Raw genomic sequence first — 15,540 nt, 5'->3', positions numbered from 1 at the left:
GGACAGGGCTTTTACTTGTAGCGTTTCACTTGAAACTGACAGCTGACCTTAGAACACCACGCCTTGGCTGCGCAGGTAGTCGTCGTAGGTGCCGCTGAAGTCGGTCACGCCGCTTGGGCTCAGCTCGATGATGCGAGTGGCCAGGGACGATACGAATTCACGGTCGTGGCTGACGAAGATCAGCGTGCCCGGGTAGTTCTCCAGCGCCAGGTTCAGCGCTTCGATGGATTCCATGTCCAAGTGGTTGGTCGGTTCGTCCATGACCAGCACGTTTGGCTTTTGCAGGATCAGCTTGCCGAACAGCATGCGACCTTGCTCACCACCGGAGATGACCTTGACCGACTTGAGGATCTCATCGTTGGAGAACAGCATGCGGCCCAGGGTGCCGCGTACCAGTTGCTCGCCACCGGTGGTCCAGCGACCCATCCAGTCGAACAGGTTGGATTCGTCTTCGAAGTCCGACGCATGGTCCTGGGCGTAATAGCCGATTTCCGCGGCGTCGGTCCATTTCACGCTACCGGCATCCGGGCTCAACTCGTTGACCAGGGTGCGCAGCAGGGTGGTTTTGCCGATACCGTTAGGGCCGATGATCGCGACGCGCTCGCCGGCTTCAACCTGGAAGCTGAAGTCCTTGAACAGCGGTTTGCCGTCGAAGCCTTTGGCCATACGCTCGACGATGACCGCCTGGCGGTGCAGCTTTTTGGTCTGCTCGAAGCGGATGAACGGGCTGACGCGGCTCGAAGGCTTGACCTCGGCCAGTTGGATCTTGTCGATCGCCTTGGCACGGGAGGTGGCCTGCTTGGCTTTCGAGGCGTTGGCCGAGAAGCGGCTGACGAACGATTGCAGTTCCGAGATCTGCGCCTTTTTCTTGGCGTTGTCCGAGAGCAGTTGCTCGCGGGACTGGGTCGCCACGGTCATGTACTCGTCATAGTTGCCCGGGAACAGGCGCAACTCGCCGTAGTCCAGGTCAGCCATGTGGGTGCAGACGCTGTTCAGGAAGTGACGGTCGTGAGAGATGATGATCATCAGGCTCGAACGCTGGGTCAGGATGTTTTCCAGCCAGCGAATGGTGTTGATGTCCAGGTGGTTGGTTGGTTCGTCGAGCAGCAGCACTTCCGGATCGGAGAACAGCGCCTGGGCCAGCAGCACACGCAGTTTCCAGCCTGGCGAGACTTCGCTCATCGGGCCGAAGTGTTGTTCGATGCCAATACCCAGGCCCAGCAGCAGTTCACCCGCACGGGATTCGGCGGTGTAACCGTCCATCTCGGCGAACTCGGTTTCCAGCTCGGCAACGGCCATGCCGTCTTCTTCGGTCATTTCCGGCAGCGAGTAGATGCGATCGCGCTCGGCCTTGACCTTCCACAGCTCTTCGTGACCCATGATCACGGTGTCGATCACGCTGAATTCTTCGTAGGCGAACTGGTCCTGGCGCAATTTACCCAGACGCACGTTCGGCTCGAGCATGACCTGACCGCCGGACGGGTCGAGGTCGCCGCCGAGGATTTTCATGAAGGTCGACTTGCCGCAACCGTTGGCGCCGATCAGGCCGTAGCGGTTACCTGCACCAAATTTGACCGAGACGTTCTCGAACAACGGCTTGGCGCCGAACTGCATCGTGATATTTGCTGTGGAGATCAATTACTTTACCTTTCAATAGCTTAGGTTGCGCATTTTGCAGCCGGGAGCAATTTCTGACCCATCTGGAGTATGTTTCGCTGCACTCCAGCCTGAGCGTGAGTTGATCCATCGCGCATAAGTAGACAGCAACATCGGCAGGTGTTGGCCGAGTTGCTGGGAAATGAATGCGGGGTTCATGCCAGACATAACGCATATTGTCGCATAGACGTGACGACAGTTGTATGGCGGTCTGTATCGTGATCGCAGTGTTTCGTGGCCGATCTGCCCGGTGCGCGTGGTGCAGGCGTCTGTCCCAGGTGCCCGCTGTTGTTTGATGGCGGGAAAAAACAAGGCGCTTCAAGGACCCTTCCTGGCGGTTTTTTCCGACGGTTTGCCTATTTTTGGCGAATGCCAGAGCGTGCAATGCTCGTTCGTCGAGCAGAACCAAGCGATCCCCGCCAGTTTTTGTGCGCTCCACCACTTCCCCCAAGTCAATCCCGTGGCAGACGTGGGCAGTCCTTTTCTCAATGCTCAGCGCATCGCTGTTGTCATGCTGATGCATCGACGTCGTAATCGCGGAGCCCGAAGTAGGGCGGTGAGGTGACGCAGGTGTGAACCTTGAACCACCAAGTGGGAATCCAGCCGAGAACGCCGTTTGGTTTTTCCCATGTACTTGATGATCCGCTCGCGCAAGGTTGCGGCAATTTCTTCAGGCATGACCTCGTCCTTGCCGCTAGAGCAACTGACTTTGAAGTGGGTCAGGGAGTTAGGTAGAAATCCTGGACTAATTTAGGAATAGGCCTAAATACGAGGAGGGATTCACACACATAAAATTCAACTGCTCGCCCAACTCTGGCTCTTTACCAAGCACGGATTGCTTGGCCGGAGTTGGGTGAGCTATCACAAAGGAGGGAGCTATGGATTGTTTGGTTTGCGGTATTGACGCAACAAAAGTCGAATCTGGCCTGGATGGGACAGAAGTCAGATGCCCTGATTGCGGTCATTACGGAGTATCTGGAAGCCTCATCGCGATTCAACAGGGCAGGCACTTTGATGTTGAGCAAACGCGATGGTGGTTGGAGCGCAGACATGTAGCTTTTCCAAATCTGGTTCCAGTTATTTCGGGTGCTTTCGTTTTCTGGGAGCTTTGATCAGGCCGATCAGCCGCATCTGGTCCGTCCTGTTGATGTCGCGCCACTCTTCTGCAAGGATCCGCCGTGGGCTTCGAGGATCTTGTAGACCATGTGCCCGCTAGCGCGGCCACTACTGATGCCGATCTGGGCCGGGCCGGTGATCAGGTAGGGATTCATAATTGCTCCAGGCAGCCGATTGCTTCGCCGGCTGGCGTGATTCGTTGAGGTGGGTTATTTCTACTATCTCGACACTTTTGCTACTGACGGAGTATTTCAATGAAGCGATTACTGCTTGGCGCCTTGGTTGTATTGACTGCGGGGACTGCGAATGCGGGAATTCCGCTAGTTAACGCAACCTGCCCAGGAAACATTGAGGTACACGCCGATGAGGGGGGGCCAATCTATATCAACGGTAAAGAGGCCAGTCTGAAAAAATTCAGTGAGACTTATTTCGAGGCCAAGGGCAGTAACGTCACCATCTCATTGATGGTGAATCCCGATGGTTCTGCGAGTGTTTCGTACACCGGCAAGGGCAAGGCGAATGGTGTTTGCCAAGTCAAAGAGTTGCCATCATGAAAATGATGACTCGCCTACGACCTTAGTGGGTATAGACAGGGTCAGGCTGCCGCGCGCTTCAGCTGATGTGTGAGCTGAGTGGTTAGCCCGCGTAGTGTCAGCGTCCCGCCTTCCTCGTCAAACTTGATTTTGTCGCCCAGTAGATGTGCTTCGAAGCTGAGCGACATCTCCTCGGCCCGGCCGGTGAATCCGATTTCAGCGATAGGACTCGATACGTGATAAAAACAACAGCTGTTGCGATGATGTCCATAATTATCACTGGTTGTGGTACGACAACTCTTAGTGACAGCCAACGGGCCGCAGTCTCGCAAACCCAGCCTGGTAAGGCGGATGCAGTCATTGCCGAGTCGGTTATTCAGGCTGCTATTGAGGATGCAAACTCAGTATGCAGCGAAGTAATAGGTTCAAAGAGCCTATTGGTAGAGAAGAGATCGAAAAAAAACCTTTGGATATCACTTGGTGGACTTGTCGCTGGTTCGGTTGTAGCGCCAGCACTAGTCAGCGCTAATGCGGCTGCGAATGCGCCATGGATTGCCGCCTTTAGTGGGATAGGGGGTGCGGCAAATATGGCCACAAGAACAATCGATGACGCAGGGTTTAGTGGGGCGTCGGACGCTGAAATAATGAACGGTATCAGCATCAAAGTTAAAGAGCAGATGGTCATCGCGATGATGGAGTCGAATGGCCCTAGCGCCAGGTACAAGGCGGCTATTACCGCCAAGGCTGAATGCCTTTACTATCCGAGATATGTGTACAAGCTTCCTTCACAAGCTATCCAGAAAACTCAATAGTTCCAAACGTCAAGTTTGGGGGGGCGATCTCATCGCCGAGATCACGCGTCAGTTCGGTCAAGCTCTGGGTCCGAAACATTCGCGCCAGGTTTTCACTTATCGGTGCTTCGTGGTGCGGCCTTTCCATCGCTTGGAATGAGGGGTTCGGCCCAAGCGCATGCGCATTCAGAATCAAGTTCTGCAGCGCCTCGTTCATTTCTGTGAAGCCGTTCCAGGACATCAGTTCTTCAAGCTTCTGTCAGGTGTCGATCCTGCACCGGTGCCGTAACTCCTTCTCGTCGTAATGCATCCGTTTCTCGCGTGTAATGCTCGCTCGTTGAGCAGAACAAAACGATCCTCGCCAGTTTTTGTGCGCTCCGTCACTTCCCCCCAAGGCAATTTTCTAGTACCGCGTCAGGCAACAAGTACAAATGCAGGATTGGATCCAACCTGATAAAGTTCGATCACCTACCCAACTCTGGCTCTTTACCAAGCATGGATTGCTAGGCCAGAGTTGAGTGGGTTCTTGATCTCGTCCGTGTCCGCTCGGACCTTGATGGGCTGCTTGCTACCTGCGCCAAGACAGGCGTACTGATCATTGCGCCAGAAATACCTCCAGAGCAGGTGTCAGCCATTCTGGTTGATCTCTATGGGCGCTTTACCGTAGGACCTGAACCCTTTGCTTGTACGAGCACGGTCTGACATTGCCAAAATGCGAGGTATTCTCATTCATGTATCTCCTATACCGTGCAGTCCACTTCATCGACAACCCGCCACTCTAACCAGGCTATCGATCTGCAGTGGCCGGGTTGATCGATAAGCGCCTGGGATTGCGCACAGCTTTGTAAACAACCGGCAAATTAAGAATCCTCCTAAAGAACTGTTCAGTACGCAGCCCTAAGCTGTGTTCATTCGCCCGGTAAGGGTTTACAGGCTCAAGGTTGGAGCCAGGGAACGGGCGAATTCCTGTGCTGCACCCTGATTGAAATCCCCTTGTGCAATACACCTACTTATCTGTGCAAGTTGTCAGAAACTTGCGCCCCTTGAGTACCGTCAACTGAGCTGGAAGGTATTTCCATGAAGCGTCGAGTCGCCCCCGCTGCGTGTTTGCTTGCCTCGTTCCTAATGGTCAGCCTGGGCGGGTGCATGAGTGATAAAGAGGCGCTGGCTACCAGTAAAGAGTCGGCCCTCCTGACCGCGACTAAACGCGCGCAGTACGAAATCAATTGTGAAAACGTCACTTCGGCGGTGATCACCAGCAAGATCAGCTTTATTCCCTATTCCAGTCAACGCACGGAGTACACCATCGGTGTGCGCGGTTGCGGCAAACAAGTCATCTACATCACCCATTGCCTGGAGGCGGGCAGTTGCAGTGCGATCAGCGACAACGCCTCTATTTTGCAAGAGCAGGAGGGTTGAGCGGGGCGTTGCGTCGGCGTTGATCCAGCAGGTGGACCATCAGGCAGGCATAGAGGGTCACCAGGATAAACAGCCCCATGCGGATCGCGAATGCGGTGTAGACGTCCTTGCCGGCGGCGCTGTCTTGTACCGATTGACCGAGCAGGATGATCATGGTCACCAGGGTGTTTAGCCAGAAGCCCGGGCTTTGTGCGGTCGGGCGCAGGCGGTAGAGCTTGCGCGCCACCAGCAAGGTGAACAGCAGGGTCCACAGGAAAAACATCCAAAGGTGCACAAACAGGCTCAGTCCACACCAGAACAATATCGCCAGCAGGCCACCGAGCAGGGTCGAGCCGATCAGTTCACGCCCGGCGTGGCGGGTTCCGGTGGTGGAGCTCTGTTGCCCCAGGCTGACGGCCTTGAGGACGATCGGCAAGTAGCTGGCCGGGTCAAGCAGCACCAGGACAAAAGTCGGCAGCACGATCAACGTGGCGCGCAGGGCAACCCGGGTAATCTCTGCTGGGCTGAGGGCCGGGGCTGGCGGGGGGGAGGGCGCGTTACCAGGGTCGGGAAACAGCCAGTGGCTCACGCCTACCGACAGCATCGCGAGGAACAGGCCCTTGCCCAGCGCCTCGATCACCGTTACCGCCAGGCCGAAGTCGGCGACGCCGGCAGCGGAGATCAGGGTCAGGCCGATAATCAGAAAGGTCACCACCAGGCCATTGGCGCCACGCAAACCCATGCGAAACACCACAAACAGCGCCAACGCGATCAGCAGTACGCCGCTGGCCGGGTAGTAGCGCAGCATGGGGATCAGCAGCAGGCCGATACCGGTGGTGAACAGGGCGACCAGGATCAGGCCCAGGCCGGCCTTGAACGACAGCGGTTGGTTGAGAGACACCAGCAGCATCAGGGCCAGCACCGGTGCCATGAAGGGAATCGGCAGCGCCAGGCCGAAGCTGACCGTCAGGCACAGCGCCGTACCGCAGGCCAGGCGCAGCGCGCGCTGGGCCTGTGGCGAGCGCTCAGTAGGCATACGACAGCCAGCTCATCAACCCAAGGAACAAGCGGCCAAGGGGATTGAGCGGGTTGCCAGCGGTGGGGAACGCCATGACTTCTGCCTGGCCACCGGCGCGTATTCCACGGCCGTCGCGCAGGCTGGCCAGGGACTCGGCGGAAAACTCGATGATCACCGGGAAACGTTGCGCCGGGCGTAGCCAATCGCGGCTGTTCTGCACAGTAGGCAGGGCGCCGGGGGAGGTCGGTTGGCCGACGCTGACGCCGTAGCCGACGCTGCGCACGTGGCCGCTGAAAACCTCGCCGGGCAGGGCGTCGAGGACGATGGATACCTCGGTGTCGGTCTTGACCAGGCCGAGGTTGTTCTCGGTCATGTCGGCACTGATCCACACATCGTGGATGGCGATCAGGGTCATGACCGGGGTACCGGTAGCCGCAAACTGCCCGGTATCGGTACGCAAGTCGGTGATCAGGCCCGCCGAGCGTGCATGCACCTGGGTATTGGCCAGGTCCAGTTCGGCTTTCGACAGCGCGGTGGCGGCGCTGCGCAACAAGGCGTTGTCCTGTTCGCTGCCGCCTTCCTGCTCACGAGCGCGCTGGACTTCGGCGCGGGCGGCCGCTACCTGGCTGACCGCCTGGGCGTGGTTGGCGCGGGAGACTTCCAGCAAGCGCACGGAAATGGTCCCGCGGTCTTCCCGGTACAAACCTTCCAGGCGCTGGTTGTCCTGACGGGTCTTGAGCTCGTTGGCCTGGGCCGCGCGCAGGTTGGCTTGCGCTGCGGCAATCCCGGCGGTGCTGGCGCCGATCTGCCGGCGGGTCGACTCAAGGTCGGCACGGGCCCGGTCGACGGCAATCTGGTAGGGCTGCGGATCGACTTCGAACAGCACGTCCCCGGCCTTGACGTCCTGGTTGTTGCGCACATTGACCTTGATCACCCGACCCGCTACCTCGGACGCCACCGGGATGACAAAGGCGCCCACGCGCGCCTGCTGGGTGTAGGGCGTGAAGCGGTCCGCCAGCAGGTACCAGGCCAGGCTCAGGACGATGAGCAGCACAACCCACTTGAGGCTTTTGTTCACCGGTTCGGCGGCAGGTTCGGGAGCCTTGGCGGCGGGCGGCGGGACGTCACTCATCGTTGATCACCTTGGGGAGCGGGAGCCGGGACTGGGGCGGGTGGCGGGCTGGCGGGTTCCTGCAGCAGGTCGCCCCAGTCGGTGCGTTGTTCCATTTGCTGGCGCGTAGCTGCATCGATTTTCGCCTGGGCGCTGTACCAGCCACCTCCCAGGGCCCGGTACAGGGCAATCAGGTTGCTGACGGCGGTGCTGCGGCTGAGCAGGTAATTGTCCTGTTGCGCCAGCAGCGCGCTCTGCGCATCGAGGACCCGCTGGAAGTCCGAGTAGCCCTCGCGGTATTGGGCGTTGGCCAGCACCAGCGAACGTTCGGCGGCAAATGCCGCCTCGCGCAGGATGCGCTCGCGCTCCAGGGCCTTGGTCAATCCGGTGGCGGCATCGTCGGCTTCGCGCGCCGCCTGGCGGACCTTGTCGCGGTAGGCTTCGATCAGTTGCTGCAAGCGAGCATCCTGCACCCGCACGTTGTTGTGGATCTGCCCGTAATCGAAGATGTTCCAGCGCAAGCTGGGGCCACCGACCAGGTCCAGGTTATTGGAGGTGCCGCCCAGAGAATTGGCTGACCAGACGATGCTGCCCAGCAGGCTCAGGGACGGATACAGGTCGGATTCGGCCACACCGATCAGTGCCGACTGCGCCGCGACATTCAGCTCCGCGGCCCGCACGTCGGGGCGGCGCAGCAGCAGTTCGGCGGGCACGTCCTGCAGCACGGCGCGGTCCACCAGCGGTATCAGGCCAGTATTCAGGCTCAGTTGCGGCAGCGCCCCCGGCGGTTGCCCGATCAATACGGCCAGGGCGTTGCGGGTGCGTGCCGCCTGATCTTCCAGGCTGGGGATGTTGCTCAGGGTTCCCAGGTACTGGGTCTTGGCTTGTTGCACGTCAAGCTCGGCGGTCTGGCCGCTGTTGAAGAGCTTTTCGGTGATCTCGAAACTGCGCTTCTGCTGGGTGCTGTTTTCCCGTGCCACGCGTAGCCGTGCTTCGGTGGTGCGCAGGGCGAAGTAGGTATCGGCGACCTGGGCGCGCAGCAGCACCAGGACATCCTCATAGTTGGCCTGGGCGGCGAAGTAGCTGGCATCCGAGGACTCGATGGCGCGACTGAAACGGCCCCAGAAGTCCAACTCCCAGCCGACATCGAAGCCAGCACTGTACTGCCAGAAGTTACTGCTCTGCGGGTTTTTGCCGCCGGCCTGGCTACGGTTCACGTAGAGGCTGTCGGCGCTGGCCTGCTGCACTTGCGGATAGAGCCCGGCTTGCGCGATGCCCAGTTGCGCGCGGGCCTCCATGACCCGCAAGCCGGCGATCTGCAGGCTTGAGTTGTGGGCATCGGCAGCGGCAATCAAGCGGTCGAGCAGCGGGTCGTTGAACACCCGCCACCACTGGCGCAGGTCCGGATTGTCGCCGCGTTGGCTGGCCTGTTCGAGGGCGGCGCTGTTCCACTGCCGTGTCCAGGGCTGCGCCGGACTCTGGAAGTCGGGGCCCAGGCGCACGCAGCCGCCGAGACCGAGCAGCGCAACCAGCAACAGGTGCCCTGGATGGCAGGATTTAAGCATGCAGTGCACCCGCCCGTGTCAGGACTGCCCCAGTTTGTCGGGTCGGGAAGCGGCTGGCTGGTCCTGTACCCATTGCCAGAACAACTGGTAGGCCACGGCCAGGACCACCGGGCCAATGAACAGGCCGATGATGCCGTTGGTGACCATGCCGCCCAGGGCGCCGATCAGCACCACTGGCATCGGCACGTCGACGCCGCGCCCCAGTAGCAGGGGCTTGAGCACGTTATCCACCAGGCCGGCGATGAATACATAGATGGAGAAGATGATGGTGGCGGTCGTCGCCCCTTGGCTGGCCAGCACGAAGATGATCACCGGCAACGTGATCAGCGTGGCCGGTAGTTGCATGATGCCCAGCAGTAGCACCGCCAGGGCCAGCAGGCCGGCAGCAGGTACGCCCATCAGGACGAACCCGGCACCCACCAGCAGCATTTGAATGAAGGCAATGCCGATCACGCCCAGGGCTACCGCGCGAATGGTCGCGGTGCACAGCTCGGTGATGGACGGGCCACGGTCCGGGCCGCAGACCCGCGAAACAATATGCACCGCGCTGCGGCTGCCGCTTTCACCGTAGGCCATGAAGATTCCCGCGATGATCAGGGCAAAGATGAAGATCAGGAAACCCGCACCGGCGCCGGCCAACTTGCTCAGCAGGGCGAGGCTGAAGTGCTTGATCTCGGGGATGTACTTTTGCACCAGCACCGGCAGGTCGGTGACGGCTTGCATCCACAGGCTATGGAGTTTTTCGCCCACCAGTGGCCAGGTGGCTACCGAATCAGGCGGAACCGGGATATGCACGGTGTCGGCCCGGACAATGGTCATGGCGCTTTCCACCGAGCTGACGATCGAGGTGCCCAACAGATAGACCGGCACCAACAGGATCGCCACGGCGATCAGCACCATCACGGTCGCGGTGTGCCCGCCACTGGTGCCCAGCTTGCGGCTGAGTTTGCCGTGCAACGGGTACAGGGTGATCGCCAGAATCACCGACCACAGCATCAAGTCCAGGAACGGGCTGAAAATGCGGAAGCAGAACATCAGGAGGACCGCGAGCAGTCCCGCACGGATCAGCACATCAAGCATATCCCGGGAGAAGGATTTCTCGGTCACAGGGGTGGGTAGCATGGAGAGCCTCCGGGGGCGGACAGCAACGGCATGAGAAGGGTAAATCCAGCATAGACGCTCAATTGGAAATGATAGGGATGTCGAATCGATGATTTTCATCCACCAGCACACCGCCGGAGCAGCCGGGGGGGCGGCAGTGGAGCCCTGGCGCGCAGCTAATACCAATCAATAATGCTCATTAATCTGCTTGGGCAGCCTGACGGTGTCGGTGTGGGCACCGCCAGGACGGGTCGCCGTGCCTCAAGGCTGCTGGAGCAGATGCTGCGCGAGGGCGGCGTAGGCCGGCAGGGTCACCGGGTCATTGGCGGCATTGCCCGCCACCGGGTGCGAGGCGAAACGGGCGATGACCATCTGCGCCTGCGGATCGATGTACAGGCTTTGCCCGTGAACGCCGCGGGCCATGAAGGCGCCGTTCGGGTTGTGGCTGACCCACCACATGTTGCGGTAGCTCCAGCCCTGCAGCAGGCCATAACCGGCCTTGGCGAAGGCGGCCTTGTCGCCACCGCCACGGATCTCGTCGACGACCGCCTTGGGCACGATCTGCTCGCCGTTGGCTTGCCCGTCATTGCGCAACATTTCCGCGACCCGGGCCATGTCCCGCAACCCGGCGTTGAAACCGCCACCGGCAAAGGGCGTGCCGATGCTGTCCACGCTGAAATAGGCGTCCTGTTCCATGCCCAGGCGACTCCAGATGCGTTGCGACAGGAGTTGGGCGACGTTTTGCCCGGTGGCCCGGGCGATCACCCAGCCCAGTACGTCGGTGTTGACAGTTTTGTAGGCAAAGGCCTCGCCGTGACGGCCCTGGGCTTGCACGCTTTGCAAAAACTCATAGTAGCTGCGTGGTCCACGGTAATCCTTGGGCTTGGGCAGGGGGTTGCCGGCATTGGCATGGGCCCAGATTTGTGCGTCGGGGTTGGCATAGTCTTCGCTGTACTCAAGGCCAGTGGTCATGTCCAGCACCTGGCGCAGCGTCGCATCGCCAAAGGCCGAGCTCGCCAGTTCCGGCACGTAGTGGTCGACGCGCTGTGCCGGGTCGAGCTTGCCTTCGGCGACCAGGGTTGCCCCCAGGATGCCGACCAGGGATTTGCTCACCGACATGGCCGCGTGCTGGCCTTGGGGCGTCAGTACGCCAAAGTAGCGTTCATACACCACCTTGCCGCGATGCAGCACGACAATCCCGTCGGTGTAGGTGGCGGCCAGCGATTGCGACCAGGTAAGAGACTGGTTGTCCGTGGTGTTGAATGACAGGGCGTCGATGGCGTTGTCGGGTGCCTGAGCCAGCACCGATGGCGCTGCCAGGCCGCGCGAGACGTTCAGTGTCGGCATCAACTGGCGGAAGTTGGAGAAGCTCCAGCGCAGCGCCGGAAATTGGTAGTAGCTGCCATCGGCGAACCGAATGATGCGCGCAGGTGGCGGTGGCGAACCGACCATCCAGCCGAGCTTTATCGGGTCGCTGGCAGCGGCATCGGGGTAATCAATGGCGCAGGCGGACGCGCTGGTCAGGGCGCTGAACACGCCGGCGAACAGCGAAAGAGCGGTCAAGCGCGCAGCTGGCTTCATTAGGTGGATCTTCCATGAACAGGGGGCAGGTAGCTGGAGATTTTGCCTGAGTGGCCAGGGTGCCGGGTTGTCGACAGTACATCCAGCCTAAAGTTTTTCACATTTGTTGGTTTTCCCTAGGTTACAAACTGTGACTAAAATGCGCGCCAATGGTCAGGTGCTGGCGTTGTGCTCAGCCCCTACCATAGATGCCCGATGTTGCGTTAAGCCAGGTCCCGTGGCGCGCAGCGTGTATTTTTTCTGACCTGTGATTATTTTTCGTGAAGCTGATCATTGTTTCCCTCTACCTGCTCTCCATCGCGTACGTACACCTGCGCGGTCGTGTCCGGCACAAGCTGGGTCGCCAGTTAAGCGATCATTCGAGCTTCCTGGCGCCGATCAACTGCTTCCTCTACCTGTTTTCCAAACTGCCGAACCGACCGTACCTGGACCCCCGTGACTTCCCCGACCTGAGCCCGTTGCAGGCTCACTGGCAGGAAATTCGCGCAGAAGGCCAGAACCTGCTGCGGGCGGGGGAGATCAAGCGCTCGGACCAGTACAACGACGTGGGTTTCAACTCGTTCTTCAAGACCGGCTGGAAGCGTTTCTACCTGAAGTGGTACGGCGAAAGCCATCCTTCGGCGACCAAGCTGTGCCCGCGCACCACCGAGCTGGTCCAGAGTATCGGCTCGATCAAGGCAGCCATGTTTGCCGAGTTGCCACCGGGTTCAAAACTGGTGCGCCACCGTGACCCCTACGCCGGCTCCTATCGTTATCACCTGGGCTTGGACACTCCCAATGACCCCGGTTGCTACATCGAGGTCGACGGCGAGCGTTATCACTGGCGCGATGGCGAGGCGGTGATGTTTGACGAGACCTATATCCACTACGCCGAAAACACCACCCAGGAGAATCGCATCATCCTGTTCTGCGACGTCGAGCGGCCGTTGAAGTACCGCTGGGCAGCTGCGTTCAATGCCTGGTTCAGTCGCACCGTGATGTCCGCCGCCGGCGCGCCCAACGATGCCGGCGATAAAACCGGCGGGATCAACCGCGCGTTCGCCAGGCTGTACAAGATCCGTCTGCGCGGCAAGGAACTGAAGAAGCGCAATCGCAAGCTCTACTACCTGGAAAAGTGGGCGATCTTCGGCGGCCTGCTGGCCGTGATCCTCTGGATCTAGGGTTTTTTCGCCCCCAGGCGTTGCCACATCCTTGCGCTCAGGCGCTGGCGATGAGTGAGGTCGGCCCAAGGGTCGGCCTTGAGTGCGCGTAAGCGCTCGCCAAGGTTGGCCACCGTCCATTGCTGGGCGCTGCGTAACCCCGGCAGTTCATCGCGGCGCACCGGCACCGACACCGGCAGGCCCTCCCGGGCCCGCACCGAGTAGGGCGCGACTGTGCTGGCCCCGCGCGCATTGCGCAGGTAGTCGATGAAGATTTTGCCGATGCGATTCTGCGGTCCCATTTTGGCGCTGAAGCGCTCCGGCAGCTCGCTCGCCATGAACTGGGCGATGGCTTTGGCGAAGGCCTTGACCCGGTCCCAGCTTTCCGTGCGGGCCAGCGGCACGATCAGGTGCATGCCCTTGCCGCCACTGGTTTTCAGGTACGCCTCCAGGCCCAGTTCATCGAGCACCGACAGGGTCAGTTGGGTGGCCTCCAGCATGCTTTTCCAGGGCAGCGCCGGGTCGGGGTCCAGGTCGAGCACGAACTGGTCCGGCGTCTCGATGTGATCGGCGGTGGCCCCCCAGGTATGCAGCTCGATCGCGCCCATCTGCACTGCGCCCACCAGGGCCTCGACACTGTCGATGGCCATCAGCCGTGCATGTCCAGGGTCCAGTCCGGGAGCCAGGTGGCGGATGTTGGGGATCGCCATTCGCTCTGCGTGTTTCTGGAAGAACTGCTCGCCGCCCACACCTTCCGGCGCCCTCAGTAACGACACCGGGCGCTGCCGTAGATGAGGCAGGATCCAGTCGCCGATACCTGCGTAGAACTGCGCCAATTGCAGCTTTTGCGTGCCGCTGGCCTTATCGATCACCCGTTCGGGATGGCTGACCCGAACCCCCGCCAACATCTCGTTTTTCTTGCTCTTTTCTGGCACCGGGGCGCTGACGGGCTGGGCTTGTTCGCGGCTGATCTGGCTGGCCGGTTTGTCGCTGCGCAAGGCGATAAAAGCGCCCTGGCGGATCAGGCCGGCGCGGGTCCACTCGGCGAACTGGACTTCGCACACCAGCTGCGGTTTGATCCAGTGCACGCCACGAGCCTGGGCGCTGCTCAGCGCATTGGCCAAGGGTGAGGTGTCGCGGGCCAGGCCCGACATCCGTTGGTGCAGGTGGTCCAGGGTCTGCTGGTCGAAACCGCTCCCCACGCGGCCGGCGTAGACCAGGTCGCCAGCGTCATGCACCGCGAGCAACAAGGCACCAAAACCACTGCGCGAGCCTTGCGGTTGGGTGTAGCCGACGATGACGAATTCCTGGCGTCGCCGGCATTTGAGCTTGATCCAGTCAGCGCTGCGGCGGCTTTGATAAGGGCTGCCGAGCCGCTTGCCGATCAGTCCTTCGAGGGACAGGGCACAGGCGCTGGCGAGGATGTCCTGTTGCTTGGCGACAAACGCCTCGGAAAAACGCAGCAGCTGGCCGCGGTGGCGCGCCAGGGCCTTTTTCAAGGCGGCGCGACGCTGTTCGAGCGGCAACTGGCGTTGATCGATACCCTGTAGAAACGGTGCATCGAACAGGAAATAGACCATCTCCAGGGTCCGCCCGAGTTCAAAAGCGTTTTGCAGCGCCTGAAAGTCCGGTAGACCCTGGTCGTCGAGCACCACCATCTCGCCATCCAGCCAACTGCCGTCGAGCTTGAGTGCGGCCAGTGCCTTGGCCTGGCGGGGCAGGCGAGCGGTCCAGTCGTGGCCGTTGCGGGTGATCAGGCGCACCTCGCCGTCGGCGATCCGCGCCAGGATGCGGTAGCCGTCGAATTTGATTTCATACTGCCAATCGCCGCTTGGGGCCTGGTCCACCAGGGTCGCCAGTTGCGGGGTGAGGTGGGCGGGCAGCGCCTGGATGGCTGGGGCGGATTTGCCGGCTTTTATCGGGTTTTTTCTCGACGGCTTTTTACCCGCGATGCGTGCCTCGCTCAGCACGCTGTCGGGCTGTTGCGTGAGCACGTCATAGTCGGCACTGGCGCGGGCCTGGGCATCGCGCTCCTTGATCAGCAACCATTGTTCCTTGTCACTGCTGCCGCGCAGGCGGGTTTTCACCAGGGTCCAGTCGCCCGCGAGCTTCTCGCCGATCAGGGTGAACTTGAGTTTGCCGGCTTGGTACGCCGCTTCCGGATCATCGTGGGGCTGCCACACGCCGTGGTCCCAGACGATCACCTGGCCAGCACCGTACTGCCCGGGGGGAATGGTGCCCTCGAAGCTGGCGTAATCCAGAGGATGGTCCTCGACATGCACCGCCAGGCGTTTCTGGCTCGGGTCCAGGCTTGGGCCCTTGGGCACTGCCCAGCTTTTCAGGGTGCCGGCCAGTTCCAGGCGAAAGTCGTAGTGAAGGTTGCGCGCGGCATGTTTCTGGATCACGAAGCGCAAGGCCGCAACGGCTTTTTTACCGGGCTTGCGCGCGGACGCTTCTGGCGGCTCGGAAGTCATCGCGAAGTTGCGTTTACGCGTGTATTCACTGACGGCCTTGGTCATTAGCACGATCCC

Annotated in this window: 14 protein-coding genes and 1 pseudogene; 4 read left to right on the top strand and 11 right to left on the bottom strand. The window is 60.6% G+C overall.

The window, feature by feature from the left end:
• Positions 1-48: 48 nt before the first annotated feature.
• From CKW24_RS12595 to CKW24_RS28175, 3 genes are all read right to left on the bottom strand, one after another.
• The gene (locus CKW24_RS12595) at positions 49-1,638 is read right to left on the bottom strand and encodes an ABC-F family ATPase (RefSeq protein ID WP_095168355.1); all 1,590 of its coding nucleotides are present in this window, start codon (positions 1,636-1,638) and stop codon (positions 49-51) included.
• 510 nt (positions 1,639-2,148) lie between these two features.
• The gene (locus tag CKW24_RS28180) at positions 2,149-2,334 is read right to left on the bottom strand and encodes a hypothetical protein (protein WP_159987290.1); all 186 of its coding nucleotides are present in this window, start codon (positions 2,332-2,334) and stop codon (positions 2,149-2,151) included.
• Between the two features lie 443 nt (positions 2,335-2,777).
• Positions 2,778-2,927: a hypothetical protein gene (locus tag CKW24_RS28175; protein WP_159987289.1), complete on the bottom strand. Its 150-nt coding sequence runs from the start codon at positions 2,925-2,927 to the stop codon at positions 2,778-2,780.
• Positions 2,928-3,026: 99 nt separating this feature from the next.
• Between CKW24_RS28175 and CKW24_RS12585 the strand changes: the two genes are divergently transcribed.
• A complete protein-coding gene (locus tag CKW24_RS12585; RefSeq protein WP_095168353.1) occupies positions 3,027-3,326 on the top strand; it encodes a hypothetical protein in 300 nt (99 codons plus the stop codon).
• Between the two features lie 41 nt (positions 3,327-3,367).
• Here CKW24_RS12585 and CKW24_RS28390 read toward each other — a convergent pair.
• Positions 3,368-3,514: pseudogene (locus CKW24_RS28390) on the bottom strand (nucleoid-associated protein); the annotation flags it as partial.
• A 27-nt stretch (positions 3,515-3,541) separates the two neighbouring features.
• Here CKW24_RS28390 and CKW24_RS28170 point away from each other — a divergent pair.
• On the top strand, positions 3,542-4,117 hold the full coding sequence (locus tag CKW24_RS28170; protein WP_159987287.1) for a hypothetical protein: 576 nt from the start codon (positions 3,542-3,544) through the stop codon (positions 4,115-4,117).
• Here CKW24_RS28170 and CKW24_RS28385 read toward each other — a convergent pair.
• Positions 4,098-4,337 (bottom strand): hypothetical protein, encoded by a 240-nt coding sequence (locus tag CKW24_RS28385; protein WP_256585458.1) that lies wholly within the window; start codon positions 4,335-4,337, stop codon positions 4,098-4,100. The genes CKW24_RS28170 and CKW24_RS28385 overlap by 20 nt on opposite strands.
• 905 nt (positions 4,338-5,242) lie before the next feature.
• Between CKW24_RS28385 and CKW24_RS12565 the strand changes: the two genes are divergently transcribed.
• Entirely contained in the window at positions 5,243-5,515 is a 273-nt protein-coding gene (locus CKW24_RS12565; RefSeq protein WP_143501186.1) for a hypothetical protein, read from the top strand.
• Here CKW24_RS12565 and CKW24_RS12560 read toward each other — a convergent pair.
• The 5 genes from CKW24_RS12560 to CKW24_RS12540 form a co-directional block, all read right to left on the bottom strand.
• The gene (locus CKW24_RS12560; RefSeq protein ID WP_095168347.1) at positions 5,490-6,530 is read right to left on the bottom strand and encodes a DUF2955 domain-containing protein; all 1,041 of its coding nucleotides are present in this window, start codon (positions 6,528-6,530) and stop codon (positions 5,490-5,492) included. The genes CKW24_RS12565 and CKW24_RS12560 overlap by 26 nt on opposite strands.
• Positions 6,520-7,644 (bottom strand): HlyD family secretion protein, encoded by a 1,125-nt coding sequence (locus CKW24_RS12555; RefSeq protein WP_095168346.1) that lies wholly within the window; start codon positions 7,642-7,644, stop codon positions 6,520-6,522. Before CKW24_RS12555 ends, CKW24_RS12560 begins: the two co-directional genes overlap by 11 nt.
• On the bottom strand, positions 7,641-9,188 hold the full coding sequence (locus CKW24_RS12550; protein ID WP_095168344.1) for an efflux transporter outer membrane subunit: 1,548 nt from the start codon (positions 9,186-9,188) through the stop codon (positions 7,641-7,643). The genes CKW24_RS12555 and CKW24_RS12550 overlap by 4 nt, the downstream gene beginning before the upstream one ends.
• A gap of 18 nt (positions 9,189-9,206) precedes the next feature.
• On the bottom strand, positions 9,207-10,310 hold the full coding sequence (locus CKW24_RS12545) for an AI-2E family transporter (RefSeq protein WP_095168342.1): 1,104 nt from the start codon (positions 10,308-10,310) through the stop codon (positions 9,207-9,209).
• Between the two features lie 240 nt (positions 10,311-10,550).
• Entirely contained in the window at positions 10,551-11,870 is a 1,320-nt protein-coding gene (locus CKW24_RS12540; protein WP_095168340.1) for a serine hydrolase, read from the bottom strand.
• Between the two features lie 260 nt (positions 11,871-12,130).
• Here CKW24_RS12540 and lpxO point away from each other — a divergent pair, with 260 nt between their 5' ends.
• Positions 12,131-13,030: a lipid A hydroxylase LpxO gene (gene lpxO, locus CKW24_RS12535; protein ID WP_095168337.1), complete on the top strand. Its 900-nt coding sequence runs from the start codon at positions 12,131-12,133 to the stop codon at positions 13,028-13,030.
• On the opposite strand, the gene ligD is transcribed toward lpxO, so the two are convergent.
• The gene (gene ligD, locus CKW24_RS12530) at positions 13,027-15,528 is read right to left on the bottom strand and encodes a DNA ligase D (RefSeq protein ID WP_095168335.1); all 2,502 of its coding nucleotides are present in this window, start codon (positions 15,526-15,528) and stop codon (positions 13,027-13,029) included. The genes lpxO and ligD overlap by 4 nt on opposite strands.
• Positions 15,529-15,540: the final 12 nt, after the last annotated feature.

Source organism: Pseudomonas sp. Irchel 3H3 (genome assembly GCF_900187635.1).
GTDB lineage: Bacteria > Pseudomonadota > Gammaproteobacteria > Pseudomonadales > Pseudomonadaceae > Aquipseudomonas.
The sequence above is the reverse complement of the archived record's forward strand: the minus strand, read 5'-3'. Positions and strand labels throughout refer to the sequence as shown.

Excerpts from the sequence above, each read along its gene's own strand:
- CKW24_RS28180 (WP_159987290.1), bottom strand. The coding sequence starts at position 2,334 with ATGCCTGAAGAAATTGCCGCAACCTTGCGCGAGCGGATCATCAAGTAC.
- CKW24_RS28175 (WP_159987289.1), bottom strand. The coding sequence starts at position 2,927 with ATGAATCCCTACCTGATCACCGGCCCGGCCCAGATCGGCATCAGTAGT.
- CKW24_RS12585 (WP_095168353.1), top strand. The coding sequence starts at position 3,027 with ATGAAGCGATTACTGCTTGGCGCCTTGGTTGTATTGACTGCGGGGACT.
- CKW24_RS28385 (WP_256585458.1), bottom strand. The coding sequence starts at position 4,337 with ATGTCCTGGAACGGCTTCACAGAAATGAACGAGGCGCTGCAGAACTTG.
- CKW24_RS12565 (WP_143501186.1), top strand. The coding sequence starts at position 5,243 with ATGAGTGATAAAGAGGCGCTGGCTACCAGTAAAGAGTCGGCCCTCCTG.
- CKW24_RS12560 (WP_095168347.1), bottom strand. The coding sequence starts at position 6,530 with ATGCCTACTGAGCGCTCGCCACAGGCCCAGCGCGCGCTGCGCCTGGCC.
- CKW24_RS12555 (WP_095168346.1), bottom strand. The coding sequence starts at position 7,644 with ATGAGTGACGTCCCGCCGCCCGCCGCCAAGGCTCCCGAACCTGCCGCC.
- CKW24_RS12550 (WP_095168344.1), bottom strand. The coding sequence starts at position 9,188 with ATGCTTAAATCCTGCCATCCAGGGCACCTGTTGCTGGTTGCGCTGCTC.
- CKW24_RS12545 (WP_095168342.1), bottom strand. The coding sequence starts at position 10,310 with ATGCTACCCACCCCTGTGACCGAGAAATCCTTCTCCCGGGATATGCTT.
- CKW24_RS12540 (WP_095168340.1), bottom strand. The coding sequence starts at position 11,870 with ATGAAGCCAGCTGCGCGCTTGACCGCTCTTTCGCTGTTCGCCGGCGTG.
- ligD (WP_095168335.1), bottom strand. The coding sequence starts at position 15,528 with ATGACCAAGGCCGTCAGTGAATACACGCGTAAACGCAACTTCGCGATG.